Annotated in this window: 27 protein-coding genes; 20 read left to right on the top strand and 7 right to left on the bottom strand. The window is 39.6% G+C overall.

Annotated features, from left to right (window positions below; translation table 11 throughout):
* Positions 1-90 precede the first annotated feature (90 nt).
* The 4 genes from HL290_RS09820 to HL290_RS09805 all read left to right on the top strand — a co-directional run bounded on the left by HL290_RS09820 (position 91) and on the right by HL290_RS09805 (position 5,295).
* Entirely contained in the window at positions 91-1,713 is a 1,623-nt protein-coding gene (locus HL290_RS09820) for a BCCT family transporter (protein ID WP_198496331.1), read from the top strand.
* A gap of 121 nt (positions 1,714-1,834) precedes the next feature.
* Positions 1,835-3,901, top strand: coding sequence for a choline transporter (locus HL290_RS09815; protein WP_092707651.1), 2,067 nt, complete (start codon positions 1,835-1,837; stop codon positions 3,899-3,901).
* Positions 3,902-3,912: 11 nt separating this feature from the next.
* Entirely contained in the window at positions 3,913-4,527 is a 615-nt protein-coding gene (locus HL290_RS09810; protein ID WP_003653161.1) for a MarC family protein, read from the top strand.
* A 252-nt stretch (positions 4,528-4,779) separates the two neighbouring features.
* The gene (locus HL290_RS09805; protein ID WP_003653152.1) at positions 4,780-5,295 is read left to right on the top strand and encodes an acyl-CoA thioesterase; all 516 of its coding nucleotides are present in this window, start codon (positions 4,780-4,782) and stop codon (positions 5,293-5,295) included.
* Between the two features lie 114 nt (positions 5,296-5,409).
* Here the strand turns inward: HL290_RS09805 and HL290_RS09800 are convergent, their stop codons facing one another.
* Positions 5,410-5,610: a hypothetical protein gene (locus HL290_RS09800; RefSeq protein ID WP_016138977.1), complete on the bottom strand. Its 201-nt coding sequence runs from the start codon at positions 5,608-5,610 to the stop codon at positions 5,410-5,412.
* Positions 5,611-6,105: 495 nt separating this feature from the next.
* On the opposite strand from HL290_RS09800, the gene HL290_RS09795 reads away from it, so the two are divergent.
* The gene (locus HL290_RS09795; RefSeq protein WP_198496330.1) at positions 6,106-7,104 is read left to right on the top strand and encodes a CobW family GTP-binding protein; all 999 of its coding nucleotides are present in this window, start codon (positions 6,106-6,108) and stop codon (positions 7,102-7,104) included.
* A 43-nt stretch (positions 7,105-7,147) separates the two neighbouring features.
* On the opposite strand, the gene dctA is transcribed toward HL290_RS09795, so the two are convergent.
* Entirely contained in the window at positions 7,148-8,410 is a 1,263-nt protein-coding gene (gene dctA / locus HL290_RS09790; RefSeq protein ID WP_151743986.1) for a C4-dicarboxylate transporter DctA, read from the bottom strand.
* 187 nt (positions 8,411-8,597) lie between these two features.
* Between dctA and HL290_RS09785 the strand changes: the two genes are divergently transcribed.
* The 5 genes from HL290_RS09785 to pgaD all read left to right on the top strand — a co-directional run bounded on the left by HL290_RS09785 (position 8,598) and on the right by pgaD (position 13,569).
* The gene (locus tag HL290_RS09785; protein ID WP_198496329.1) at positions 8,598-9,128 is read left to right on the top strand and encodes a YaeQ family protein; all 531 of its coding nucleotides are present in this window, start codon (positions 8,598-8,600) and stop codon (positions 9,126-9,128) included.
* 86 nt (positions 9,129-9,214) lie between these two features.
* Positions 9,215-9,553, top strand: a complete 339-nt coding sequence (locus HL290_RS09780; RefSeq protein WP_002117532.1) for an FKBP-type peptidyl-prolyl cis-trans isomerase — start codon at positions 9,215-9,217, stop codon at positions 9,551-9,553.
* A 244-nt stretch (positions 9,554-9,797) separates the two neighbouring features.
* On the top strand, positions 9,798-11,792 hold the full coding sequence (pgaB, locus tag HL290_RS09775) for a poly-beta-1,6-N-acetyl-D-glucosamine N-deacetylase PgaB (protein ID WP_198496328.1): 1,995 nt from the start codon (positions 9,798-9,800) through the stop codon (positions 11,790-11,792).
* A gap of 13 nt (positions 11,793-11,805) precedes the next feature.
* Positions 11,806-13,062, top strand: coding sequence for a poly-beta-1,6-N-acetyl-D-glucosamine synthase (pgaC, locus tag HL290_RS09770; protein ID WP_151743984.1), 1,257 nt, complete (start codon positions 11,806-11,808; stop codon positions 13,060-13,062).
* An 87-nt stretch (positions 13,063-13,149) separates the two neighbouring features.
* Positions 13,150-13,569: a poly-beta-1,6-N-acetyl-D-glucosamine biosynthesis protein PgaD gene (gene pgaD, locus HL290_RS09765; RefSeq protein ID WP_005042345.1), complete on the top strand. Its 420-nt coding sequence runs from the start codon at positions 13,150-13,152 to the stop codon at positions 13,567-13,569.
* A 44-nt stretch (positions 13,570-13,613) separates the two neighbouring features.
* On the opposite strand, the gene HL290_RS09760 is transcribed toward pgaD, so the two are convergent.
* The 4 genes from HL290_RS09760 to HL290_RS09745 form a co-directional block, all read right to left on the bottom strand.
* A complete protein-coding gene (locus HL290_RS09760; RefSeq protein ID WP_198496327.1) occupies positions 13,614-14,174 on the bottom strand; it encodes a TetR/AcrR family transcriptional regulator in 561 nt (186 codons plus the stop codon).
* Between the two features lie 22 nt (positions 14,175-14,196).
* A complete protein-coding gene (locus tag HL290_RS09755; protein WP_198496326.1) occupies positions 14,197-15,081 on the bottom strand; it encodes an alpha/beta fold hydrolase in 885 nt (294 codons plus the stop codon).
* 35 nt (positions 15,082-15,116) lie between these two features.
* Positions 15,117-15,905 (bottom strand): crotonase/enoyl-CoA hydratase family protein, encoded by a 789-nt coding sequence (locus tag HL290_RS09750; protein WP_198496325.1) that lies wholly within the window; start codon positions 15,903-15,905, stop codon positions 15,117-15,119.
* A 194-nt stretch (positions 15,906-16,099) separates the two neighbouring features.
* Positions 16,100-17,044, bottom strand: a complete 945-nt coding sequence (locus tag HL290_RS09745; protein WP_198496324.1) for a DMT family transporter — start codon at positions 17,042-17,044, stop codon at positions 16,100-16,102.
* A 402-nt stretch (positions 17,045-17,446) separates the two neighbouring features.
* On the opposite strand from HL290_RS09745, the gene pnuC reads away from it, so the two are divergent.
* Entirely contained in the window at positions 17,447-18,028 is a 582-nt protein-coding gene (pnuC, locus tag HL290_RS09740) for a nicotinamide riboside transporter PnuC (protein WP_198496323.1), read from the top strand.
* Between the two features lie 14 nt (positions 18,029-18,042).
* On the top strand, positions 18,043-18,342 hold the full coding sequence (locus HL290_RS09735) for a hypothetical protein (protein ID WP_198496322.1): 300 nt from the start codon (positions 18,043-18,045) through the stop codon (positions 18,340-18,342).
* 47 nt (positions 18,343-18,389) lie between these two features.
* Here the strand turns inward: HL290_RS09735 and HL290_RS09730 are convergent, their stop codons facing one another.
* The gene (locus HL290_RS09730; RefSeq protein ID WP_003653128.1) at positions 18,390-19,202 is read right to left on the bottom strand and encodes an IclR family transcriptional regulator; all 813 of its coding nucleotides are present in this window, start codon (positions 19,200-19,202) and stop codon (positions 18,390-18,392) included.
* A 273-nt stretch (positions 19,203-19,475) separates the two neighbouring features.
* Here HL290_RS09730 and HL290_RS09725 point away from each other — a divergent pair, with 273 nt between their 5' ends.
* Genes HL290_RS09725 through HL290_RS09690 form a run of 8 tightly spaced genes read left to right on the top strand, consistent with a single transcriptional unit; the run spans position 19,476 to position 25,941 of the window.
* A complete protein-coding gene (locus tag HL290_RS09725; protein WP_003653126.1) occupies positions 19,476-19,781 on the top strand; it encodes a non-heme iron oxygenase ferredoxin subunit in 306 nt (101 codons plus the stop codon).
* A 27-nt stretch (positions 19,782-19,808) separates the two neighbouring features.
* Positions 19,809-20,108 carry a recombinase-like helix-turn-helix domain-containing protein gene (locus tag HL290_RS09720; protein ID WP_003653124.1) on the top strand — a complete coding sequence of 100 codons (300 nt, stop codon included), beginning with the start codon at positions 19,809-19,811 and terminating at the stop codon, positions 20,106-20,108.
* Between the two features lie 16 nt (positions 20,109-20,124).
* The gene (locus tag HL290_RS09715; RefSeq protein WP_004641722.1) at positions 20,125-21,192 is read left to right on the top strand and encodes an aromatic ring-hydroxylating oxygenase subunit alpha; all 1,068 of its coding nucleotides are present in this window, start codon (positions 20,125-20,127) and stop codon (positions 21,190-21,192) included.
* Positions 21,185-21,949, top strand: coding sequence for an SDR family oxidoreductase (locus tag HL290_RS09710; RefSeq protein WP_198496321.1), 765 nt, complete (start codon positions 21,185-21,187; stop codon positions 21,947-21,949). Before HL290_RS09715 ends, HL290_RS09710 begins: the two co-directional genes overlap by 8 nt.
* Before the next feature lie 11 nt (positions 21,950-21,960).
* Positions 21,961-22,890, top strand: a complete 930-nt coding sequence (locus HL290_RS09705) for a VOC family protein (RefSeq protein ID WP_198496320.1) — start codon at positions 21,961-21,963, stop codon at positions 22,888-22,890.
* 28 nt (positions 22,891-22,918) lie between these two features.
* The gene (locus HL290_RS09700) at positions 22,919-24,130 is read left to right on the top strand and encodes an NAD(P)/FAD-dependent oxidoreductase (protein WP_045434647.1); all 1,212 of its coding nucleotides are present in this window, start codon (positions 22,919-22,921) and stop codon (positions 24,128-24,130) included.
* A gap of 42 nt (positions 24,131-24,172) precedes the next feature.
* Positions 24,173-25,396, top strand: a complete 1,224-nt coding sequence (locus HL290_RS09695; RefSeq protein ID WP_005042319.1) for an MFS transporter — start codon at positions 24,173-24,175, stop codon at positions 25,394-25,396.
* Between the two features lie 23 nt (positions 25,397-25,419).
* Positions 25,420-25,941, top strand: coding sequence for a cupin domain-containing protein (locus HL290_RS09690; protein WP_017391724.1), 522 nt, complete (start codon positions 25,420-25,422; stop codon positions 25,939-25,941).
* The last annotated feature ends 18 nt before the right edge of the window (positions 25,942-25,959 follow it).

Here is a 25,959-nt window from a genome sequence, read left to right as displayed (position 1 = left end):
TCAAAGATTCTTAAGGATAGGATGATGCGCATAAGTACATTACTTATCACGTTATTTTGAGAAAATACACCGATTGCAAGGAGCAATAAGATGGTGTTGAAAAGTGATAAATATTCTTCAGACCATATTCGGTTAAATCGTTTTGTATTTTGGAGTTCGGCCATCAGTATTGGCATTTTTGGCCTACTTTTTGTGCTGTTTCCAGAAAAAAGTCAGTTTTGGTTGACCTATATACAAGAGCAAGTAAATCACTTTTTCGGGTGGTATTACATGTTGGTGATTGTGCTCTGTCTAGGTTTTGTGGCTTGGCTCGCTTTTTCAAAAGTAGGGCAGATTCCTTTAGGAAAAGACGACGACAAACCTGAGTTTACTTATTTGGCATGGACTTCAATGTTGTTCTCGGCAGGTATTGGTATTGCGCTACTTTATTATGGCGTTGCCGAACCTGTTGATCACTTCTTGAGGCCACCAGAAGGTGAGGCCGGAACCATTCAAGCTGCCCGAAATGCCATGACCTATAGCTTTTTGCATTGGGGTATTCATGGCTGGGTACTCTATGCATTGCTTGGAGTCACTCTAGGTTACTTCGCTTTTAGACAAGACCTGCCCTTAGCATTACGTTCAGCGCTTTATCCAATTTTTGGAGAGCGTGTTCATGGCTTGGTGGGAGATTTTGTTGATGGTTTTGGAATTTTAGCAACGGTTATTTCCTTGGTCACCAATTTAGGAATTGGTGCTTTGGTACTCGTATCTGGCATTTGCTATTTACTTCCTCAAATTCCTGATAACTCTGTGACCTTAATTACTGCCGTTTTGGTCATGATGTTTGTTGCCACGATTACGACAGTGGTTGGTATTGAAAAAGGTCTGGCATGGTTATCTCGTATTAATTTACGTCTGCTGTATGCCTTACTTTTATTCGTATTTTTAACGGGCCCTACAAATCATTTATTAAATGGTCTTGTGCAAAATACGGGTGATTATCTAAGCAATTTTATTGGTAAAAGCTTTGATATGTATTTATACAACCAGAAGGCAAGTGGCTGGTTAGGTTCGTGGACAGTATTTTATTGGGCATGGTGGATTGCTTGGGCACCTTTTGTAGGCATGTTTATTGCCCGTATTTCAAAAGGACGTACGATTCGGGAAGTTATTCTGGGTGTATGCCTGATTCCATTAGGCTTTACGCTGGCTTGGATCTCGGTTTTTGGAAATACGGCAATTTACTTTATCTTGAATCAAAAACAGAAAGTTTTGGGTGATATGGTCTTAACTGATCCTGCATTATCTTTATTTAAGCTACTCGAATATCTGCCATTTAATCCTTATGTTGCTGGCATTGTTGTTGTAATTTGTTTCGTTTTATTTTTGACACCAGTTGGCTCTGGTACACTAATGATCGCTAATTTGTCCTCAAAAGGGGGCACCAATGATAGTGATTCACCGATCTGGTTACGCGTCTTTTGGTCTGTGGTAATTACCATTGTAAGTATTGGCTTGTTACTAGCCGGTAGTTTTAACTCCATGCAAAGTGCTGTGGTGTTATGTGGTTTACCATTTTCAGTCATTATTTTGCTTTATATGTTTGGTTTGGCCAAAGCGTTAAAGCAAGATGATTTTGACCCTCAATTAGTGAAAAAGCAGTTAGCTGTTTCAAAAGACATTTCGGTCCCATCGAATGGTGACCAGAATAAAGTGACTGAGGTTTTATAACCTCAACCGATCACATCTATATATTATTTTTTTGCGTTTAAAGTCGTCTTTTCATTGTTTTAAATAAGAGTGAAAAGACGAAATTAAATATTTTGTTTTTATTTTATTCCTTGAGGATTGTATGGCAACAGATAATCCAAGAGCAGTTGATGATTTAACATTATCTAAATCTAAAAAAGACCCGCTCAACCGTGTGGTTTTTTATTTTTCAGCTGTACTTATTTTAATTTTTTCTCTCGTCACGTTTTTGTTCAACGATTTTTCAAACCGAATCATGAACACCGTACTTCAGTGGGTAACCTCAACCTTTGGTTGGTATTACTTGCTTGCCGCAACACTTTACATGGCGTTTGTGATTTTTATTGCCTGTTCAAGATATGGCAGTATTAAGCTAGGACCTAAGCATTCAAAACCTGAGTTCAGTTTACTGAGTTGGTCTGCCATGCTGTTTTCGGCTGGTATCGGTATCGATTTAATGTTCTTCTCGGTCGCTGAGCCTTTATCTCATTATATGCAACCGCCAGTAGGTGCAGCTCAGACTTATGAAGCAGCACGTCAAAGTATGGTCTGGACATTGTTCCACTATGGTTTAACTGGTTGGTGTATGTATGCCTTGATTGGCATGTCATTGGGATATTTTAGCTATCGTTATAATCTGCCGCTTACCATTCGCTCTGCACTCTACCCAATTTTTGGCCAAAGAATTAATGGTGTAATTGGGCATAGTGTTGATACAGCTGCCGTTATCGGGACAATTTTTGGTATTGCAACGACCTGCGGGATTGGGGTGGTACAGCTAAATTATGGACTACATGTGTTATTGGGGCTGCCAGAGAATATCTGGATGCAGTTTGCCCTGATTGCCATCGCAGTTGGGATCAGTATTATTTCGGTGACATCAGGCGTTAATAAAGGCCTGCGGATTTTATCTGAAATCAATATTTATGTTTCGATTGGCCTTTTACTGTTTATCTTGTTCTTGGGAAATACTGAGTTTTTACTCAATGCCCTTGTTCAAAATGTTGGTGATTACTTAAGTCGTTTCCCGTCTTTGGCTTTACAAAGTTTTGCATTTGAACAGCCTAAAGAGTGGATGAGTAGCTGGACCTTGTTCTTTTGGGCATGGTGGATTGCGTGGTCTCCATTTGTAGGACTTTTTCTGGCGCGTATCTCAAGAGGGCGTACCATTCGTGAGTTCGTGTCTGGTACTTTAATTATCCCACTTTTATTTACGATCACGTGGCTCTCTATTTTTGGTAATAGTGCGTTGCACAGCGTTATTTTTGAAGGGAACCAAACCTTAGCTGCTACTGTGTTGGCGAATCCGGCTCATGGTTTTTATGATTTGTTAGCACAATATCCGGGCTTTACGTTTATTGCTTCAATTGCCACCGTAACAGGGCTTTTGTTCTATGTGACATCTGCCGATTCGGGAGCGCTGGTTCTAGGGAACTTCACCACCAAGTTAACGCATATTGATAATGATGCTCCGCGTTGGTTGAGTGTGTTCTGGGCAATTGCGATTGGTTTGCTCACACTGGCAATGCTGATGACCAACGGGATTACAGCTTTGCAAAACGCAACCATCATTATGGGATTGCCCTTTAGTTTTGTGATGTTCCTTGTTATGGCAGGACTTTATAAGTCTTTAAGGCTTGAAGATTACAGGCAGGCCAGCCGCAGCATGAATGCAGCTCCAGTAGTGGGTAACGTTGATATTTTGAATTGGAAACAGCGTTTAACTCGAGTGATGCATCATCCGGGAACCACTGAAACTCTGCGCATGCTAGATACAGTTTGCCGACCGGCTGTTCAGGCCGTTGCTGATGAACTTATTAAGCAGGGAATGAATGTGGATGTGCAGCAAACGCTACTCGAAGATGAAGACACGCTTTACCATCTCGACTTCACAATTCATTTGGAAGAAGAACAAAACTTCGTTTACCAGATCTGGCCCGTACGCTATAGCGCGCCGAATTTCAGTCAACGTGTGAAACGGGGTAAACAGTTCTATTACCGACTTGAAACCTATCTTTATGATGGTTCTCAAGATAACGACCTCGTTGGTTACGGTAAGGAACAGGTTATTAATGACATTTTAGATAAATATGAAAGACATATGACGTTCTTACATATTAATCGTATTAGCCCAGGGAACCGACCTTTGTTCCCAGATCCACAAGCTTAAGAGGACAATGCATGGCTTCTCCTTATCTACATTCTTTTGCTTTATTTTTCTCTTTGCTCAATCCATTTTTAATGAGCATTTATATGATTGGCCTAATCCGCCATTCAGAAACAAAGGTGTTTAATAAAGCACTGATTCAGGGAAGCTTGATTGCTTTTGTTGTGTTCATGCTATTTGCATGGGGCGGCGAAACAATTTTTAGTAAATATCTGAATGTACGTTTTGAAGCCTTCCAGATTTTTGGAGGCCTTATCTTTTTGGTCATTGGCTATCGCTATGTTTTTCAGGGTGCCGATACGATTGGTGAAATGCGAGGAGCGCCAGAACATCTGGCTGGCACCATTGCAATGCCGTTTATGATCGGCCCAGGAACTATTAGTGCCGCTGTGGTTACAGGTATTGAAATGTCAATTGGTGAGGCAGCCCTAGTGATTGCCTTCACCTTGTTTCTAACCTGTAGTATTTTGATTTTGATGAAATTTTCACATGATCATTTACGCTATAAACATGCCAAGCATATCGACCGTTATTTCGACATTGTGGGACGTTTATCTGCTTTATTAATCGGAACGATCGCCATTGATATGATTATTAATGGTGTGACAGGCGTTATTACTAAAGTATAGAGAGTGATCTGTAAGACCCTGCTATGCCATTAAGCGTGGAATAAAATGGCATAGCATGTTCTATCAAACTTTAAAATAAATGATGCAGCTATAAAAAATAACTTTAAAAATAATGCTTTAAAAAATTAGATTCTAAAAAACAATCAGAGATATTAAAAAATACAATGCCATGTTGTGGATTTAATCATGTTTTTTTTGTGAATTATCAACCATAATGTTGACTGAGCTTGTTTTAAGACACAGAGTTGAGCTATGCCTACATTAGATGAAATAACCACAGCAACTGATGATCAGTCTGAATTGACGATGTCAGTTTTGATGACGCCTGATATGGCAAATTTTTCAGGTAATGTTCATGGTGGTACGATTCTAAAACTACTAGACCAAGTCGCTTACGCTTGTGCAAGTCGTTATTCGGGTGGCTACGTGGTGACGTTATCTGTAGATAAGGTGAATTTTAAAGAACCTATTTATGTTGGTGAGCTGGTAACCTTCTTGGCAAGTGTTAACCATGTAGGCCGTACTTCAATGGAAGTGGGAATACGTGTTGAAGCCCAAAATATCCAGAAGCGTACAGTGCGCCATACCAATAGCTGTTATTTCACCATGGTTGCTGTTGATGAACAGAGCAAGCCATGTGAAGTGCCTCAATTAAATCTAAATACTGAGTGGAAACGTTGCCGCTTTGAAGCAGCCGAGCACCGTAAGGTTTTACGTCTACAAGAAAATCACAACCCATCTTGTAGTATGTATAAAAAATCTTCTTAAAAAAAAGGATCGAACCGCAGCATGGTTCGATCCTTTTCTTCTTTACTGAAATTCAGCATCCATTTTTCATTTCAGCAAAATTATCTCTGAGCTTGGAGGAGAGTGCTGAGAGAATTAACGAGTTGCAGGAGCAGCTTCAGAAGCAGAACCTACAGCATCAGATGCAGCATTTGCTGTGTTTGCTTGTTCTTGAGTTGAAACAACAACTTTCTCTTCACCAGCAGTGCTGTGTGCTTGTTCATGTTTAGAAGCAGCGAAAGTTGAAGCAGCAGTTAAAGCTAAAGTTGTTGCAAGTAGAGTCTTAGCTAATTTCATTTTATGGCATCCTTAAATTCATTAAAAAAGTAAATCAAACCTAATCGTTCATACCTACATGAAACGTGTATGGCTGAATGACTAAGCTAGGACACATGCTAAGCCGAGGTTTGGATTACATCAATTAACTTAACAATCTATTACGCCTATCTTAACAATATGAAATATACGGGCCATTTATGTGCGGAATCTGTAAAATTAAAGGGCTTAATTACACCTTAAAATGTGTAAAAATATTTCTTCTTGAATGAAAAAAAACCAATTGTGTTACGTAAACCTAACACTCTGGCATGAATTGTGAATGCATATAAATAGAATATTCCGTTTGAGTTGTAATTATTAAAAGTTAATTTAGATTTTAAATGAGATGTAAGTCTCGTTATTGGTTTGTTAAGTAAAAATTAAAAAATCATTGGCCAAGTTTAAAAATCATTTACATGACAAAAAAGAGTGATATACCTAAAATGTTTTAGACCGTTCCAATTTGAGTGACTTGTGAAATTTATTGCCCAAAAAACTGTTCCTACCCATATTATTTCCGGTTTTTTAGGGGCGGGAAAAACCACGTTATTGCAGCATTTATTAAGTCAGAAGCCTAAAGATGAGGTCTGGGCTGTATTAATGAATGAGTTTGGGCAGATTGGAGTAGATCAACAACTCTTACCTCAAGATGAAGGATATGCAGTCAAAGAATTATTAGGTGGTTGCTTATGTTGTAGCAGTCAATTGCCTATGCATATTGCTTTAGCTCGTCTATTGAGTGAACAAAAGCCAGACCGACTATTTATTGAACCGACTGGTCTTGGGCATCCTTCGCAGTTATTTGATCAACTGACTGAACCGCATTGGCAAAGTAGTTTAGCCATGCGAGCATTAGTCACAGTTGTAGATGGTAGCCGTTTGCACGATACCAATTGGGTAAAGCAAAACCTTTATGAAGATCAGTTAAAAGCTGCCCAAATTGTGGTGGTGTCACATACTGATGTGATGACTTTTGAAGATGATCAGGCACTTGAGTTATTAAAAGAAGAATATCAGCCTTATCAACAAGAGTGGATTAAAACTGAACATGGTCAGTTAGCGTTGAATAAAATTGATGTGGCTGCTCGTTTAACCGAGCGCTCTATTCAACCTTTACTTAAGCTTCAAAAACAAATGAGTGAAACTGAGGTCAAGAAGGAAATTCAGCAGTTACCTTATCATTATGTCGAGTCGGCACAAGGTTATATTGTTGCAGGTTGGAAATTACCTAAACGCTGGAAGTTTGAGTTTTATGCTTTGCTTGATGTGTTATGTGCACAAAAAGACTGGCTTCGAATTAAGGGAATTTTTAATACAGATCAAGGTTGGAAAACTTTTAACTTTAATCCACAGCAATTTAATTATAAGTCTGGCGAAGAGGGAATTGATAACCGAATTGAAATCATTAGCCAACATAATCACGATTGGTTGGCATTTGAAACAGATTTGTTGAATTGCCGAATTGAAGACTAGAGAACATTGAGAAAAAGATGATTCAATGTTCTCTAGAACGGATTTAAGGTTTGGTATTTAGCACGGCTTTAGCTTGAGCATGGTCAATATCTTTTTCCCAATGCGCAATCACTACGGCCGCAACGCAGTTACCAATCAAGTTGGTGCAGGCGCGAATAATGCCAATGAACCAATCGACTGAAAGTAGAAGTACTAAGCCAATCGCAGGAAGGCTTGGAATCACTGAAAGCGTGGCTGCAAGAATAACTAAAGCTGAGCCGGGAATACCGTGTGCGCCTTTAGATGTGATGAGTGAAACCAGCAAGATAGCCAACAAGTCGTGCGTAGATAAATCGATATTGCAGGCTTGTGCAATAAAAATTACCCCTAAAGTTAAGTAAATTGAAAACCCATCTAAGTTAAAAGAATAACCAGTAGGGATGACGAGTCCTACAGTTGAATCCTTAATTCCCAGATTTCTGAGTTTTTTCATAATTTGGGGTAAAACAGAGTCAGAAGATGCTGTACCTAAAACAATCGCTAACTCATCTTTAAAATAAGCTACAAATTTGAAGATGTTGAGACCGGCAAGTTTTAAAATTGAACCTAAAACAACAACTACAAATAAAATGCAGGTTGCATAAAACAGTAAAACCAAATAGCCCAATTGTAAGAGTGAGTCTAAACCAAACTTGGCAGTGGTATAGGCCACTGAACCAAAAACACCAATTGGAGCTAAACGAATAATCAGCCCCATAATTTTAAAGAAGACTTCAGAAAAAGCTTCAAGGGCCTGACGTACCAGCTCTGCCAAATGTTTAGGAATTAAAAGTAGTGATACACCAAATAAAATAGCGATGAGTAAAACTTGTAAAATATCGCCGTTTGCAAAAGCGGCAGTGAATGTTTTTGGAATAATATTGAGTAGAAATTCAGAACCTGTGTGCATTTCATGGGCACGTTCGGTATAGGTACTTAAATCTTTTGCATCTAAATGGCTGATATCGATATTCATACCGACGCCCGGTTTAAATACATAGGCCACAATAATGCCTAAAACTAAAGCAATACTGGTGACCACTTCAAAATAGAGAATAGTTTTTGCACCGACTTTGCCCATTTTTTTGATGTCGTTTGCACCATAAATACCGAGTACAACGACACAAAACACAATTGGTGCAATCAGCATCTTAATTAAAGAAATAAAACCATCGCCCAATGGCTTTAAAGATAAGGAGAAATCATGAAAACCAGCTCCAACTGCAACACCAAGGAAGAGAGCACAAAGAACCTGTAAAAATAAACTACGCTTGAGCTTTTGCCACATAAGTCATCAATTTTAGGAAGAGGAGAATATCTCTTTTAAGCAAAAAGCCAGCCAACTCTAGAATAAGTGGAGCGTTTTGGAATAATATGCAAATTTCACCATCGCGATGTTTTGCATTACTCAGTTTTTTTATAATTTTTAGCTAAAATCGAGTATCCTTAGCGCCAAATTTTGGAACATATTAATCATGGCGCTTAAAGCAACAATTTATAAGGCAGACTTGAATATTGCCAATATGGATGACCATATTTATGGTGATTACCAACTGACGCTTGCCTTACATCCTTCGGAAACTTTAGAACGTTTAATGGTTCGTTTGATGGCCTTTGCCCGTTTTGCAAGTGATGAGCTTGAGTTTACTAAAGACCTTTTTGAAACTGACGAGCCAGCGTTATGGCAAAAAGATTTAACAGGTCAGTTGGAAACATGGATTGAAGTGGGCTTACCTTCGGAAGATAAAGTTAAAAAAGCGAGTGCACGCTGTAAAAAAGTTGCGATTGTTGTGTATGGCACACAAGTCGAAGAATGGTGGAAGAGAAATAGTAAAATTAAAACGTTAAGTAACGTTCAGGTTTGGCAAATCGCACCTGCAAGCACAGCTGAGCTAGAACAACTGTGTGAACGTACCATGCAGCTACAGTTAAATGTGATGGATACAGAGTGGACTCTTTTAGGTGAAAAGGGTCAGGCAAATGTTGTGTGGATGCAGTTACAGTAAAATAGAAAAGCGCAACAAATTCTACAGATTCAATTGGTACACTAAGTACCAGTTGCTATTTAAAGATTCTGTTTAAAGGGTAAACCATGTCAAATGAATTAGAAATTATCGATTTAAAAGTAGGTGAAGGTAAAGAAGCGGTTAAAGGCGCTTTGATTACGACTCACTATACAGGTTGGTTAGAAGACGGTACAAAATTTGACTCTTCAATCGACCGCGGTAATTATTTTGAATGCGTGATTGGAACAGGCCGTGTCATTAAAGGTTGGGACCAAGGCATTATGGGAATGAAAGTTGGTGGTAAACGTAAATTAATCGTGCCTGCTCATTTAGCTTACGGTGAGCGTAAAATGGGTAAGATTATTCCAGCTAATTCTAATTTAATTTTTGAAATTGAATTGTTTGATGTCAAAACTCGTGACTAGTGAAAAACTTAAAGCCCTTTAGGGGGCTTTCTTGTTTATATGAGCTTTAAATATAAATACATTCATAATTTATATTTTAGCTTTTTGAATATTTAAGCTTATTTTCAGATTATTTGATTATAAATGCTGACTGAAAAACTGTTCATTTGTGGGCAGTGTGATATTAAGACCAAATTTCAGAAAGTTTGCGTCTTAACATCAACTTTCACATAAATAATCTATATTGTTATTGAGACGCTATTTCATGATTATCCGCTTTGCATCTCCTTTGTTGAATCTTACGCTTGGATTGGCCCTTACCGGCATGTCTGGTATGGCATTGGCTAAACCACAAAAAATTGATGCTTCAACACTTACGGTCATTGGCTATCATGAAATTACTGATACAAAAAATGCAATGATTCCTGAGTATGCGGTCACTACTCAACAATTTACTCAGCATGTTGAATGGTTGCAAAAGAATGGTTTCCATTTTATTACCGTTGATCAATTAATTCGTGCGCATCAAGGTAAATATCAACTGCCGACTAAGCCAGTATTATTGACCGTAGATGATGGTTATCAGTCTTTTTATCAAAATGCATATCCTGTTATTAAAGCAAAAAAGATTCCGGTTGTTTTGGCTGTAGTCGGTTCATGGTTAGAACCAAAAGCTGGTCAAAAAGTTGACTTCTCTGGCGAAGAAATCTCTCGCGATAAGATCTTGAGCTGGAATGAACTCAAAGAGATGCAAGACAGCGGTTTAGTCGAAATCGCGAATCATAGCTATCATTTGCATCGTGGTATTACAGGAAACCCACAAGGCAACTCTGAACCTGCTGCGACCACACGTTTTTATGATGTTAAAACACAAACATATGAGAACGATGCACAATATCAGGCACGAATCTATAACGACCTGAAAAAGAATAATGACTTATTAAAAGCGCATGGCTTACGTTCACCACGTATTATGGTGTGGCCATATGGTCGCTATAATATGCAGACTGTTCAAATTGCAAAAAAATTAGGCATGCCAGTGACCATTACGCTTGATGATGGGGCAGACCATGCAAAACAATCTCTACAAAATATGAGCCGTATTTTGGTAGAAGGCGGAATGACAACTGATGATTTGGCTCAAGAAATTAAAAACCGTGAATTAAATTTAACGGATAATAATCGTCCGCAAAAAATCATGCATATTGATCTGGACTATATTTATGACCCAGACCCGAAACAGCAAGAACGTAATTTAGGACACTTGTTAGATCGAATTAATGGCATGGGTGTAAATACAGTTTATTTACAGGCATTTTCAGATCCAGATGCGAATGGTTCTGCTGATATGGTTTATTTCCCAAACCGTCATATTCCAATGCGTGCAGACTTGTTTAACCGTGTTGCATGGCAAATTCAAACGCGCACATCTGTAAGCCGTATTTATGCATGGATGCCGTTATTGGCGTGGGAACTACCAAAAACTGATCCTGTTTCTAAGGACTTGGTGGTGACTCAGCAGGAAAAAGCAGGTGAACACCTTAATATGGGGTATATCCGTTTAAGTCCATTCTCAGCCGATGCACGTCAAACGATTCGTGAAATTTATCAGGATTTGGCAAAATCAACGCCATTTAATGGCCTCTTGTTCCATGATGACGTGACATTATCTGATTATGAAGATGCAAGCCCTGATGCTTTAAAAGCCTATGCGAAACAAGGCTTACCAACAGATTTAGCAAAAATCCGTGAAAACGATCAAGACTTGCAAAAGTGGACTGCATATAAGACAAAATATCTAGATGATTTTGCGATGCAACTCGTTGATGACGTGCGACAATATGAACCGTTCTTGGTGACTGCACGCAATTTATATGCTCAAGTTGCTTTAAAACCATATGCGGAAAATTGGTACTCTCAATCTCTTGAAGAGTCATTAAAGCGTTATGATTTTACAGCTATTATGGCAATGCCTTATATGGAGCAGGTCGATAATTCAGATCAGTTCTATAAAGACATGATTGATCGCGTGAAACAATACCCGAATGGCCTCAAGAAAACCGTTTTTGAATTACAGGCAACCGACTGGCGTAAAAATGAAAAGGTACCTTCAACTGAAATGGCAGCAACAATTCATTCTCTTTATCAGCAAGGTGTAATGCATGTGGGATATTACCCTGATGACCCAATTAAAGATCATCCGGATGTTGACGTAATGCATAAAGCATTTGCTGAAAAATCATCTCGTCTTGTGCCGTAGTCGGGGCTGAAACATGACAATCTTTGCTGCAATATGGTCGCATGCCTTAAAATTCGTTTTTTATTACCCATTATTCATGTCGTATTTATGGATGATGGGTGCGATCATTTTCTATTGGAGAGAACGTCAGGCTCCGCCTTACGATCGACCAGCTCCATTAGAAAGTTATCCAAAAGTCGCTGTATTAGTTCCTTGTTTTAATGAAGGGGATAATGCAGAAGAAACCATTAGTCATGCTTTAAAACTAGATTATCCTCACTTTGAAGTCATCGCGATTAATGATGGCAGCTCAGATAATACCGGCGAAGTACTCGACCGTTTAGCAGAACAACATGAAAAACTTCGTGTTGTTCATTTGGCTCAAAACCAAGGTAAAGCCATGGGATTGCAAGCCGGAAGCTTAATGACCGATGCCGAGTTTTTAATTGGTATTGATGGTGATGCGTTACTTGATCCACATGCAGCAAAGTGGATGATTCGTCATTTTCTTGAAAATCCAACTGTTGCTGCGGTTACTGGAAACCCACGTATCCGTACTCGCTCAACTTTATTAGGGCGTATTCAGGTCGGTGAGTTTTCTTCGATTGTGGGCATGATTAAACGTGCACAACGTACCTTTGGTCGCTTGTTTACTGTATCAGGTGTAATTACGGCTTTTCGTAAAAGCGCCGTTCACCAAGTCGACTATTGGTCACCAAATATGTTGACTGAAGATATCGATATTACTTGGAAATTACAGCGTGCAGGTTGGGATATTGAGTTTGAACCAAATGCCTTGGTTTGGATTTTAATGCCTGAAACCTTAAATGGGTTGTGGAAACAACGTTTACGCTGGGCAATGGGTGGCGCACAAGTATTAATTAAAAATATTGATGTGTTCACCAAGCCAAAATTGAATTTTTTATGGCCTTTAATGTTTGAGCTTTGCTTAACATTAGTCTGGTCATATTTAATGCTAGCGATGGCTTTATTGTGGTTGGCACATTTTATTTTACCAGTACCAGCACTAGCCGTTGTGAGCTCTCCATTTTTACCGTATGGTAGCGGTATTTTATTGGGGGCAACCTGTCTAATTCAGTTTGCTTTAAGCAAATGGATGGATAGTCGTTATGAACCAAACCTAGGAAAAAATTATTTCTGGATGATTTGGTACCCGCTAGTCTTTTGGTTAATTACGATTTCGGCAACCATTGTGGCATTTCCAAAAGTCTTACGACGTGGAGATGAGAAACGAGCACGTTGGGTGAGCCCGGATCGGGGCATTCGTTAGATGAAATGCAAGAGTCATGAGATTTTAAAGATCGTGCTGTATTGATGTCTGGGGAAAACCACAGCACTCCGTTAGGTAAAGAGAGAAATGAAGACAGATTCGTTGATTATTGATTTACGCCGTCAATTACCATGGCATAAACGCTATGCTTCTACAACAAGCACAGCCATGATGTGGGCGGTTTGGTTGTTGTTGTGGCGTCCGTTCGTGTTTGTATGGCTATTGGTTGAACTACAAAAAACTCATTTGGTACATCGTTTATTTAGTGCCTTTGGTTTAGGAATTGAACATGGCCTTACAGCATTAATTGCTTGCGCAATTTGTTTATTGTTGTGGAGCCATGTGCTACCGGAGCGTCGTGTCGGTGGTAGTGCGCTTAAAATGAAACAGACTGATGATTATGCACGCTATTTTGATTTACCTGAACATGAAATTGAGCAGGGACGTAGCCAAAAAATTACAGTCGTTCACCACGATGAACTAGGTAAAATCGTTAGAGTTGAATAAGCCTGATTAAAAAAATAAAGCCCACTTCAAGTGGGCTTTATTTTTTATGAACTGAGAAATCCAAGAATACGTTGTTTGACTTGATTAATATAAAACTCATCATGGGTGACACGGTACATCAAGATCGCACCTTCATAATCAGCAATACTTTGTTTTGCTAAAATCTCTGCTTGATCTTGAGCAAGGCTCTTCGCAAAAATAGATTGGATCGCACGTTGCCAGTCCTCAAAAATGCTGCGTATTTTGGCTAAAATTTCAGGTGAGCCATATGCTGCTTCCATAGAAATAATACCTATTAAGCAACCATTCACTCCTTGTGTAAAAAAATGAATAGCACGCTCATGCATTTGTTCAAACCGTTCAATGGCTGAGAGTTCGGACTTTACCGTATTTCCAAATAAAGAATGAATCAAATACTGATGAGTGCTATTGAGCACTTCAAGCAATAGTGCTTCTTTGTTTGGATAATAATAATAAAAAGAAGCTTTGGTTAGGCCGCAAGCCTTTGCCAGCATGTCCATACTGGTGCCTGCGTAACCATAGGTTTTAAACTGCAAAGCACAGTGCTTGAGCAATTCTTCTTTCGCAAGTTTTTGCGGTCTCATCTTAAATTATCCAAAACATAAATCAGGCTTTTACCAAATCATCAAAAGTAGTGCGGATTTTACTCCAGATGTGTTCAGCACCTTTTTTAAAGTAGCCCATGTGCCCAATTGCTTTCATAGAAACATCTTGAGGTTGAAGGCTGATGTATGTGACCGGAGCTTGTCGATAATATTGCATAAATGCGCGACAAGAAGTGGGTAAAGCCCAATCATCATCAAGTGCCGATACTGCATAAATTGGTGTTTTGACAGAAGCATATTGTTCAATTAAATGTTGCTGTTCTGGGTCAGCAAAAAAATACTTAGGATTTTTACACCACTTTCGCCATTGTTTATAAACATTTAATGGCAAGTCAGAACCCATATTAAATTTGCTCCAAGGTAAATAACCTGTCACAGCGACGATTGGAGGAAACACAATATTCCAGACCACTTGAACTTTAAAACGTTCTTTAAGCGGCATATAGCCGTGCCAGCCAGCCCCAGTGCCAAACGTGTAGCAGGCCAATAATTTTTCATGATTAGGTAATAGCCCTAATGCGTGACCGCCGTAAGAGTGACCCACCATTAAAAGGGGTAGGGGTTCTTGTGATAAATATTCAATGGCACCTGCTAAGTCATATTGTCCCCAGTCTAAATAAGACATATCAAATCCTTTTAAAGATTTTGGACTCGATTTCCCCACACCTCGATAATCGAAGGTGAATACTTGATAACCATATTGCGTCATATATTCAGCAAAGCGACGGTAAAATTCATGTGGTACGCCAGTAGCTCCAGCAACGACAATATTGGCTTTAGCTGCTGTCGTCGTAAAGTAGCGAGTGCCACCCAGTTGATAGCCATCTAAAGCTGAAAATTGTACATTTTGGCTAAGCTGTTCGTTCGTTTGAGTTGCTAATTGCATTGCTTTTCTCTTTATTTTTCTTGCTTGATGAAGCCTTATTTACCTTTAAAAACAGGAGGTCTTTTTTGCAACATGGCAAAAACTCCTTCTTGTACATCTTCAGTTTTTAATAAGGGATGAAGATGATTTTGTAACTGGCTAAATGCAGCTTGATAACCTTCATTGATGGCTTCACGTGCAGAGGCAAGGGTTGCTTTTACAGCAAGTGGTGCAGCTTGAGCGATATGTTCAGCGAGTTCTATTGCACGGTTGAGCTCCGTACCATCAGGGCAAATTTCTGTAATCAGGTTCATATCCAAGGCGGCTTTTGCATCAAAATGGTCACCTGTCAGTAAATAGCGCATGGCCTTGGCCCAACCCGCGGCTTGAGTAAAGCGTGCTGTTGCCCCACCAAAAGGCAAGATTCCGCGCTGAACTTCCATTTGCGCAAACTGAGTGTTTTCACTTGCTAAAGCAATGTCTGCATTTAGAAAGAGTTCAATACCAGCGGTATAACAATAGCCTTGTACCGCAACAATCAAGGGTTTACTCAGTTTTCGACCCACAGTGCCCCAAGGGTTTACTTCTTCATCACTAAAATCAAAAACACCTGTAGCAAGCTTAGGTTGTAACTCTACGAGATCTAAACCAGCCGTAAAATGGTCGCCATGAGCAAAGATAACCGCACAGCGCAGATCATCATTATTTTCATATTCGGTGAGCGCTAGTGATAAATCTTTAATCAGGTGGCTATCAAAGGCATTACGTTTTGCTGCCCGATCTAGTCCAATTAAACAAATATGTCCGCGAGTTTCACGGCTAACTTTTCCTTCTTGATTCGACATGTCGTGATGTCCTTTATTTGTCTTTAATAAGTTTTTAAACGATCGTTTAAAAAGTGTCAAATATAATTTGTTGATTACTTCGTAAACAAAAATAGAAGGGGGATTAAAATAAAACTAAACTTTTATTCTTAAGATCAATATAAATATAAGGGGCAGAATAACCTGATGAGTGGCCTCAATCAGGTTATAAAACATTATGTTGGACGACGTGAATACATCAGTAATCCTAAGCATAACAGGGTTAAACCTAAAATAAGATGTGAGCTGAGCTGTTCATGGTTGAACCATGTCCCCCAAAATGTAGCTAAAACTGGGGTAATAATGGTAATGAGTAACACAGTGGTCGGTTGTAGGACTTTGATGAGTTGATAATAGAAAATCATGGCAAGCACAGATGAAAAGACTGCACTGTAGAGCACTGCTATTGAAATTTTAAGGCTCGGAAATTCAGTTGGAAGATGTGACCAAAAGAAAGGCAACAGGCATATATAACCGACCCATGAAACAAGAGTAGCACCTGTCATTTGTGTAATTGGCGGAATATGTGCTCCGACAGATTTTACGGCAAAAGTCGACAATACATAAAACAGCATAGCGATCAGCTCTAGCATAATACCAATACGGTTGAGCTGAAAACCTGATGAAGACAGTCCTAAAGTAAAGCTCATCCCAACAAGAGCGATACCCAGCCCAAGCCACTGCCATGCCGAAAAACGTTCACGTCCTAATAAAAAAGAGCTGATGAGTCCGGACACTAACGGAGAAGTACCGTAAATAATTGAAATAATGGCAGAGGGGACTTTATCTGCACCCATATAGCAAAAGGCCATAGAACCAAATAAGCCAATGGCTCCGGCACAATAACTTAAAACAGCTTTTTTACTAAAGATGAGTTTTAAACGAAAAAATCGTAGACAGAGTAAGGCAATTGGAATCGCCAAACTGAATCGAAAAAATAACCCCCATGCCCAGTGAATTTCTTGTACTGTCCAGACGGCCGCGAGTGGGGTAAGCGACCAAATAATGACGACAGCAATAAATTGGCCGGCTGTAGCAAGGCGAGTTGGAGTTAAAGAGGGTGCTACAACCGGCTGAATCTGCGGGGTGGGTATACTCTGTTGTTCAAATAATGGCTTCATATAAAGCTCCAGAAAGTTTGATTTTTGTGTTTTAAAAGGGCATAAAAAAAGCCGCGTTTTATGGCGGCTTGTTATGAAAATCAGGGGATATATTACAAATGGAATATCTTGATTTTCTCATCCAAAGCGCCAAATTGTCCAAAATATGGACGTCGCCAATTGGCCATAGAGACATTGACCTCTAAGGCATATAATTGGTGAGCCAGACATAGATGGGCTTTAGATAAAAACATGATAAGTATATTAAAATACAGGTGATATTTTTATAACACAGAAATAGAAAAGTACAAATTATATTCAAGCATGGACCAGAGATTTTTTGATTTCAAATTAGCAGTTTGCTTAACTTGATATTTTTCTCATAATACCTCGTCGAATTGATCTCTATAAGAAGCTGTTCTTATGTCACCTTTAGAAATTTTTGCAGTCTTGATTAGCCTAATTGGAGTTGGATTAACTGTTATTAGGAACATGTGGTGTTGGCTGTTTAATTTCTTTGCCTTTGTTTTATATGCTTATTTGTTCTACGAATTTAAGCTTTATGGTGAAACGATTTTGCAGTTCTTTTTTATGGTCGTAAATTTTTATGGTTTTTACTACTGGTTTAAGGGAAAGCAGCAAGATCATGACATTCGTATTGAGCCGATTGCAGTTCAAAAAGCAATTATTCAAATGATTATTGCGGCGGTAGGTGGCTTGCTCTTTGGTTTGATTCTTAAAAACTTTACCGATGCGGCTGTGCCAATGCTCGATTCGCAACTTGCAGCGTTTAGTTTACTCGCAACCTATTGGACCAGTCGCAAGCATATTGCAACATGGGTACTTTGGGTTTTTGTCGATATTATTTACGTGGGTATGTTTATCTATAAAGATTTATTTTTAACAGCCGCTTTATATGCAGCCTTTGTTTTAATGGCAGCTTATGGTTGGTATCAATGGGAAAAGGTTAAAAAGAAACAGAATTTATCTTCTGAGCCGGTTTAGTTTGGAGAATGGTCATGTTGTTGAGCTTAGATGGTTATAAACAGCAACAGTTTGATCAAATTGCCGCAAAAATAATGGCAGAGCCTGCAAAATATTGTGAATTTAATTCAGTGTCAGATTTCTATAATGCTGAATGGCTCAAGGACTTTCCACAAGGCACTCAGGTGTCTGCTACAGGGTTAGATGACGGTGCTGAAGAGTTTTATGCCGTTGTACAATTTAAACAGCAGTATTTAAAGTTTGATATTAAAGAAAACCATTTGACAGTTATTTTTCAAGATATGAATGGGAACGTATTTAAGCGTAATTTTTAATTTGTGAAATAAAATTTCAAAAAAAAAGCGACTTAACGTCGCTTTTTTTAATAAATAAATTTTGAAATTTTGTTTGCTGTTTCAACGACTAGGCTTGCGATATCTTCTTTAAACGTTCTTTCATCATAGGTTGTAATTGGGCAACTCACTGAAATAACAGCGACCATTTTACCATTTGACTGTTTAAAGATAGGTGCCGCGCAGGCTGCCATATCATGATTATAATGACCCCAGCTCACCATCGTTTTTTGTGTTTTTACATAAACTAATCTTTGCAATAAGGTTTTTAAATTGGTTGGAGTCAGTTCAGAAAAACTATCCCAATCATCAAAGTTACGGTAACGCTGACGTACTTCAGTTTCAGGTAAATCAGACAATAGCATTTGACCAATTACGGTTGCATGGGCAGGCCAGCGAGTACCTAAGCTAATGTTGCTCGTGAAGGTTCCCATCGACTGAATATTATTTACAAAGACAATATGTGTGCCTTCTAAAATAGAAAGGTGCACGGCAAGTTTGGTTTGATCACGTAATTCTTTCATTAAAGGCGTCGATAAATCGAGCAATGAAAGTTTAGATAAACTGTTAAAACCTAATTCCATGACTTTTGAATCAAGTGCATAAGTTTTTTGAGAAGCTTTTCTTAAATAGCCACAAGATTCGAGTGTATAGATTAGACGAAATGCACTAGAACGGTTCACTTCTAAAATTTCAGCGATTTCTGTAATCGTCATTTCTTGTGCTTGTTGGTTAAATGCTTGCAAGATGGCTAAACCCCGTACAAGGCCGGGTACTAAATATCGATCATCATTTTTTGTTGTTTCTGATTCTTGCGAATCTTCTTCAATAGTTAGGCTCATTCGTGTCGTTTTCCTATAAATAAAACAAGGTTCAATTTGGGGCATGCTGCTTTATTTTAGAACTATTGTAATTGTTAAAAATGCATAAAACAATTTTTATATTTAAAACTTTGTTTCTTGTTTGAAACGTAACAAAATATTTAAAATTTATTAAACCAATGAATTATCTATTTATTTTTACTTTGACAAAAAATGATCAAGGGTATTATGCTTAGCTCATGTTTTGAAAATCAAATTATGTTTTGTATATAAAACAAAATGAGGGCGCAAGGTATGAGTTGGATCTCAATTTGTCAGCAGGGTGACGTTAGCGAAGATGAGCCGAAAGCCATCGAAATTGAAGGGAAGAAAATTGGCGTATTTTTCGTCGATGAAAATTACTTTGCGATTGAAAATGTTTGCCCTCATGCATATGCCTTATTAACTGAAGGATTTATCGAAGATCAAACTGTCGAATGTCCATTGCACGAAGCAATTTTTGACATTCAGACAGGTGAGCTAAAAAGTGGACCGGGATGTAGAAACCTATGTACGTACCCAGTTCGTGTTGAAGGACAAGATATTCAAATTCAACTCTAGTCCTCACAGGTACAAGGAAGCAGAACAATGAAGACATTTAATGAAAAGTTGGCTAGCTGGATTCATGCAACGCCGGCAACCGATGCAGGTATCAACAATATTCAAATTCCTGGTCAATCTGAATTGTTGGTTTGGCAAACACGTTATAAAGAACCAACTGTCTACGAACAAGACTTTGTAAAGAACTTGATTCAGGCATTTTCTGCGGGCGCAACAGCATTAGATGACGTTGTTTCTGCACTTAATCAGCAGGGTTTCCGCTGTGAATCTGGTGATGAATGGACTTCTGCGAGCTTTACAGAAGAAATGCAACGTTTAGGTTATTAATTCAAGGAAGAATAAAATGAACGCAATCGTATCAGCTTCACAAAGCGCTGAAGAATATTTAGAACTCGGTTTACGTGATCAATGGCATCCAGTTTTAGCAAGTTGGGAAGTGGCTGCCAATCCGGTCGGAATTACCCGTTTGGGTGAAAACATTGTGGTTTGGCGTGATGCCGAAGGTCAGGTACATGCACTTGAAGACCGCTGTCCGCACCGTGGTGCTCGTCTTTCGTTAGGCTGGAACTTAGGTGATCGAGTTGCTTGTTGGTATCACGGTGTTGAAGTTCGTGCTGATGGTGTGGTTGCAGATGTACCAGCCGTTCACGAATGTCCAATGACAGGAACCAAATGCTTAAAAAGCTATCCAGTGAGTGAACAGCATGGTGCAATTTTTATTTGGTTTGGTATCGACGCAAATGAACAGCCAAAACCGCTTGAGTTCCCAGAACAACTTGCAAGCGAAGAGTGGAGTGCATTCCTTTGCCAAGCCGACTGGAAAGTAAACCATCAATATGCGATTGATAACGTGATGGACCCAATGCACGGTACATATTTACACGCGACATCACATTCGATGGCAGATGGTGAACGTACCGCAGAGATGAAGCACCGTACGACTGATAATGGTTTTGTTTTTGAAAAAGAAGGCCAAACGGGTGTGAACTTCGACTGGGTTGAATACGGCTCTACAGGTGCAAGTTGGTTACGTCTTTCAATTCCGTACCGTAAACAATTTGGTCCGGGTGGCGAGTTCTGGATCGTGGGTTATGCAACGCCAATTGATGCCAACAATACCCGCGTATTTTTCTGGCGCTGCCGTAAAGTAAGTGGCTGGCAACGCAATGTATGGCGTTTCTTATATCGCAATCACTTAGAACAGTTGCATTGGGATGTGTTGGAGCAAGACCGCATTATTTTAGAAAACCTTGCACCAAATGCGCGTGAAAAAGAGTTCCTCTATCAACACGATGTGGGTCTTGCACGTTTACGCCGTTTAATGAAGAAAGAAGCTGAGAAGCAATTAAAGAAAATTGCTGCACTAAATGCATCAAACCGTATTGAGATGCAGGAAGAAGCTCATGGCTAATGTAGCGTTGCTGCAAGGCAAAAAAGTTTTAGTGACTGGTGCTGCACGTGGTTTAGGGCGAGATTTCGCTCAAGCGATTGCTGAAGCTGGTGCTGAGGTTGTAATGGCAGATATTTTGTCTGAGCTAGTTCAGCAAGAAGCACAAGAGTTACAGAAACAAGGATTTCATGTTCATGCGGTCACCGTTGACCTTGCCGATGCGACCTCGATTGAAAATGCGGTAGCAAAAAGTGTTGAGCTGTTAAAAGGGTTAGATGGCCTTGTGAACTGTGCAGCGCTTGCAACCAATGTAGGTGGAAAAAATATGATTGATTATGATCCTGAACTTTGGGATCGGGTCATGAATATTAATGTAAAAGGCACATGGCTAATCAGTAAGGCATGCGTTCCACACCTAAAGCAGTCGGCTGCTGGCAAAATTATTAATGTTGCATCAGATACTGCTTTATGGGGTGCACCGAACCTGATGGCTTATGTGGCAAGTAAAGGTGCAATTTTTGCCATGACACGTTCAATGGCAAGAGAGTTGGGGCCGTTCAATATCTGCGTCAACACATTGTCTCCAGGTCTGACTTTGGTTGAAGCAACTGAATATGTACCGCAGGAACGTCACGATTTATATGTCAACGGAAGAGCGATTCAGCGTCAGCAACTTCCACAAGATTTAAATGGAACAGCATTGTATCTACTGTCGGATTTGTCCTCTTTTGTGACAGGTCAAAATATTCCGGTCAATGGCGGTTTTGTCTTTAACTAAGGAGTAGTCAAATGATTACAGGGATCGAGATTTTAAAGTTTGGAGTTGAAGATAGAGCCGCTTCAAACAAGTTTTTAGCAGATTTTGGTTTAAACCAAAGTGCTTCTGATATTGAAGGCACTGATTTATATCAGACTCAAAATGGTAGCAAGATTTATCTATTTAATTGTGATGATGACCGTTTGCCACCTGCGATTGAACAAGGTTCAACTTTACGTGAAGTCACTTGGGGTGTTGATCATGCTCAAGACCTTGAAGACTTGGCAGGCCGCCTAGCTGATGTAAATGGTTTTAAGCGTTCTGAAAATACAGTTCAGTGCCTTGACCCAAATGGTATGACTATTCGTTTTGAACAAAGTTTTGTTAAAGATGTTCAAGAACTTAAAACGGAAGGCATTAACCAATACGGCAATATTCAACGTGTGAATGCGGCAAGTCCTGTCTATGAAAAAGGTCAACCTGTTGCGATTGGACACGTGGTGTTCTTTACACCAGATTTGGCAACAACTGAAAATTTCTATATTGAAAAAGTAGGCTTTCATTTATCGGATGCTTATAAAAATCGCGGTGCATTCTTACGTTGTCGAGGTAAAGGTTATCACCATGATTTATTCTTGCTCAGTGTTCCAAATAAACCTGCTGGCTTAAATCACGTTGCGTTTGTCGTACGTGATATCCATGAGGTGATTGGGGGCGGTTTAAATATGAATCGTTCGGAATGGTCAACCTTTATTGGACCGGGACGTCACCCAATTTCTTCAGCTTATTTTTGGTACGTCAACTCACCATTAGGCGGTGCATTTGAATATTACACCAACGATGATTATTTGACAGAAGAATGGCAGCCACGTGTAGAAGAACATCGTCTAGAGCTTTTCACCGAGTGGGCGATTGAGGGTGGTCTTGATGACACAACCCGCCGTCAGGTGAAGCCTGTTTAACAGGTATTGCTTTACAAGGAAGATGGCTATGGAAAAGATCGTAATTGTAGGTGCCGGACAGGCAGCGGGTTGGGCAGTAAGTACCTTACGTCAAAATGGTTATGTGGGCGAAATTCATGTGGTTTCAAATGAAGATCAAGTGTTTTATGAGCGTCCGCCACTGTCTAAGCAAGTACTTTCAAAAGAGGCGACTTATGAAAGTTTGAATCTGTTTTCTAATGAGCAGGTTCAAGAGTTCAACGTTCAATGGCACAAACCGGAAATTGCAACAAAAGTCGATCGTGAACAAAAACAGGTTCATTTAGAAAGTGGTCAGGTTTTGCCCTATGACAAATTACTGATTGCAACAGGAAGCCGTGCACGTGTACCAGTCAATACATGGCAGTTCATTCCAAATGTTGTGACCTTACGTAATGTGCATGACTGTGAACGTTTGGCTGAAATTTTAAAGCATGCAAAGAATGTCGCTGTGATTGGCGGTGGTTGGATTGGTCTTGAAATTGCGGCAACTGCGCGTAAGCAAGGTAAAGACGTTCATATTTTTGAATATGGCGATCGTTTATGTGCAAGAAGTGTGAGTCCTGAAGTCTCTGCATTTTTAAAAAATATGCATGAAACCCAAGGCACAAAAATTCATTTAGACAGCAAGAGCCTTCATCTGGTTGAAGCACCTCATCAGAAAGTTGAAGTGGTAAACCATCCTCAAAATAGTCAGTTATTTGACTGTGTTGTGGTGGGCGCGGGTGCCGAGATTGCCAAAGAGTTAGGTGTACACGCTGGCCTCGATGTGAAAGATGGCATTGTGGTGAACTGCTTTGGACAAACTTCAGATCAACACATTTATGCCGCAGGCGATGTCGCGATTCATCCGGGTTTGGGCTATTGCATTCAGTCTTGGGCAAATGCACAAAATCAGGCAATTGCCGCAGCGAAGTCGATGCTGGGTATTGAAACTGAATATACCGATATTCCTTGGCTCTGGTCTGATCAATACCACTTTAATATCCAGATATTAGGTACGTATCAACCTGAAAAAACGAAAGAGTTAGTGATTCGCCAAGGCGGTGAAGATCAGGTGAGTTATTTATATCTGGACCATGAAAATCGTTTGCTCAACATGATTGCCATTAATGATTCTAAACTGGTCAAACTGGCAAAACGTTGGATGCAAGCCAACACTGTTTTAGACCCAAAACTGTTAGAAGATTCTGAATTTAATGTCATGAAGTTAAAACCGTAAACATTAAATCTGGTTCTCATTACCAAATCGAAGGAATGACACATGAGTAATGAAGAAAAAAGTGGATTAAAGCATTGGGTACCTGCTTTTGTCCTTATGGTGTGTGTGGTACTGGCATTTTTCGACAAGATTAGTATTGCGGTTTTATTTTCAGATCCTCATTTCCAAAGTGCAATGGGAATTGCTGAAGATAAGGCCAAGCTGGGATGGCTCATGACAAGTTTCTTACTTGCTTATGGTTTTTCATCAGTTTTTCTAAGCTTTTTGGGTGACATTTTTAACCCAAAGAAAATGCTGTTTTGGAGTGTAACTTCATGGGGCCTACTCATGTTTTGCATGGGGTTCACCACTAGTTATTCAGGCATGTTGATTTTACGCGTGCTGTTAGGTTTGGCCGAAGGTCCGTTGTTTGCCTTGGCTTATACCATTGTAAAACAGACATATACAGACCGTCAGCAAGCACGTGCTTCAACCATGTTCTTACTTGGAACACCAATTGGTGCATTCCTTGGGTTCCCAATCACGGCAAATGTTTTAGCACACCATGACTGGCATACCACTTTTTTTGTGATGGCTGGGTTAACGCTAATCGCTATTTTCAGTATTGTTTTCGGTTTGCGTAATTTGCAACTTAAGAAAACCGTCGAAATTGAAGGCGAGAGCAAACGTACCAATTTCAAAGGCCATATTGCTAATACCAAAATACTTTTGAGCAATAGAGCATTCTGGCTGGTATGTCTCTTCAACATTGCATTGATGACTTATTTGTGGGGCTTAAACAGCTGGGTTCCTTCTTACTTAATGCAAGACAAAGGCTTCAACCTCAAAGAATTTGGAATGTATTCAAGCTTTCCATTCATTGCCATGTTAATTGGCGAAATCATCGGTGCGTTTTTATCTGACAAGTTGGGTCGCCGTGCAATTCAAGTATTTAGCGGCTTATTACTCGCAGGCATTTTCATGTATGTGATGGTCATCATGACCGAGCCATTATTGATTATTGCAGCGATGTCTTTAAGTGCGATGGCTTGGGGTTTTGGAGTAGCTGCTGTATTTGCTCTGCTTGCAAAAGTAACGACCTCAAATGTAGGGGCGACTGCGGGCGGAATATTTAACGGTTTGGGTAATTTTGCAAGTGCAATTGCACCTGTACTTATCGGTTACATCGTGATGCAAACACATAGTTTTAATTTGGGAATTACCTTCTTGGCTGCTGTCGCTGTCATCGGGTCATTTTTCTTGGTTCCTCTTTTAAAACGATATTAATTCACTGTATAGGAGTTTAAAAAATGACTACACAACAATTCGAATCGTGGGCACAACCAGAAAATTCTTCTTTAGAAGATTGGTTAAACACACGTATTGCTCGCTTTGAGACACGTAAATATGACTTTGATGCTTTGAAGTTCCAAGCCGATTACGACCCGAAATATCGCCGTGCTCAAATGCGTTATATGGGTACAGGTGCAACAGGTGTTGCAAATGACGGTAACACTGTACCAGCAGAAAACTTTACGTTTTCGACCATGGTGTTGCCACCACAGTGTGAAGGTCCTTTGCACATTCACCACGATGTTGAAGAAGTTTTCTTTATGCTTCGCGGCGAAATTGATTTGTTCATTGAACACAACGGCGAGAAATTCGAGACCCGTTTAAAAGAGCGTGACCTGATTTCAATTCCACCAGGAATCTACCGTGGTCTATTTAACCCAGGTCAAGAAGATGCCTTGATGTGTGTGATGTTGGGAACAGGCAAACCGACGATTCCAAACTATCCACCAGAGCATCCATTGTCTCAAATCAAACGTTAAGTGTTTGATGATGTGAGT

It is taken from the genome of Acinetobacter sp. AC1-2 (assembly GCF_016124155.1).
GTDB lineage: Bacteria > Pseudomonadota > Gammaproteobacteria > Pseudomonadales > Moraxellaceae > Acinetobacter > Acinetobacter calcoaceticus.
This window is presented reverse-complemented; position numbering and strand designations above follow the sequence as displayed.

Coding starts and splice junctions, on each gene's coding strand:
- dctA (WP_151743986.1), bottom strand. CDS start 8,410: ATGTGGCAAAAGCTCAAGCGTAGTTTATTTTTACAGGTTCTTTGTGCT.
- HL290_RS09785 (WP_198496329.1), top strand. CDS start 8,598: ATGGCGCTTAAAGCAACAATTTATAAGGCAGACTTGAATATTGCCAAT.
- HL290_RS09695 (WP_005042319.1), top strand. CDS start 24,173: ATGAGTAATGAAGAAAAAAGTGGATTAAAGCATTGGGTACCTGCTTTT.
- HL290_RS09815 (WP_092707651.1), top strand. CDS start 1,835: ATGGCAACAGATAATCCAAGAGCAGTTGATGATTTAACATTATCTAAA.
- HL290_RS09730 (WP_003653128.1), bottom strand. CDS start 19,202: ATGAGCCTAACTATTGAAGAAGATTCGCAAGAATCAGAAACAACAAAA.
- HL290_RS09810 (WP_003653161.1), top strand. CDS start 3,913: ATGGCTTCTCCTTATCTACATTCTTTTGCTTTATTTTTCTCTTTGCTC.
- HL290_RS09705 (WP_198496320.1), top strand. CDS start 21,961: ATGATTACAGGGATCGAGATTTTAAAGTTTGGAGTTGAAGATAGAGCC.
- HL290_RS09750 (WP_198496325.1), bottom strand. CDS start 15,905: ATGTCGAATCAAGAAGGAAAAGTTAGCCGTGAAACTCGCGGACATATT.
- HL290_RS09690 (WP_017391724.1), top strand. CDS start 25,420: ATGACTACACAACAATTCGAATCGTGGGCACAACCAGAAAATTCTTCT.
- HL290_RS09755 (WP_198496326.1), bottom strand. CDS start 15,081: ATGCAATTAGCAACTCAAACGAACGAACAGCTTAGCCAAAATGTACAA.
- HL290_RS09820 (WP_198496331.1), top strand. CDS start 91: ATGGTGTTGAAAAGTGATAAATATTCTTCAGACCATATTCGGTTAAAT.
- HL290_RS09710 (WP_198496321.1), top strand. CDS start 21,185: ATGGCTAATGTAGCGTTGCTGCAAGGCAAAAAAGTTTTAGTGACTGGT.
- HL290_RS09720 (WP_003653124.1), top strand. CDS start 19,809: ATGAAGACATTTAATGAAAAGTTGGCTAGCTGGATTCATGCAACGCCG.
- HL290_RS09800 (WP_016138977.1), bottom strand. CDS start 5,610: ATGAAATTAGCTAAGACTCTACTTGCAACAACTTTAGCTTTAACTGCT.
- pgaC (WP_151743984.1), top strand. CDS start 11,806: ATGACAATCTTTGCTGCAATATGGTCGCATGCCTTAAAATTCGTTTTT.
- HL290_RS09805 (WP_003653152.1), top strand. CDS start 4,780: ATGCCTACATTAGATGAAATAACCACAGCAACTGATGATCAGTCTGAA.
- HL290_RS09780 (WP_002117532.1), top strand. CDS start 9,215: ATGTCAAATGAATTAGAAATTATCGATTTAAAAGTAGGTGAAGGTAAA.
- pgaB (WP_198496328.1), top strand. CDS start 9,798: ATGATTATCCGCTTTGCATCTCCTTTGTTGAATCTTACGCTTGGATTG.
- HL290_RS09745 (WP_198496324.1), bottom strand. CDS start 17,044: ATGAAGCCATTATTTGAACAACAGAGTATACCCACCCCGCAGATTCAG.
- pnuC (WP_198496323.1), top strand. CDS start 17,447: ATGTCACCTTTAGAAATTTTTGCAGTCTTGATTAGCCTAATTGGAGTT.
- HL290_RS09735 (WP_198496322.1), top strand. CDS start 18,043: ATGTTGTTGAGCTTAGATGGTTATAAACAGCAACAGTTTGATCAAATT.
- HL290_RS09725 (WP_003653126.1), top strand. CDS start 19,476: ATGAGTTGGATCTCAATTTGTCAGCAGGGTGACGTTAGCGAAGATGAG.
- HL290_RS09700 (WP_045434647.1), top strand. CDS start 22,919: ATGGAAAAGATCGTAATTGTAGGTGCCGGACAGGCAGCGGGTTGGGCA.
- HL290_RS09760 (WP_198496327.1), bottom strand. CDS start 14,174: ATGAGACCGCAAAAACTTGCGAAAGAAGAATTGCTCAAGCACTGTGCT.
- pgaD (WP_005042345.1), top strand. CDS start 13,150: ATGAAGACAGATTCGTTGATTATTGATTTACGCCGTCAATTACCATGG.
- HL290_RS09715 (WP_004641722.1), top strand. CDS start 20,125: ATGAACGCAATCGTATCAGCTTCACAAAGCGCTGAAGAATATTTAGAA.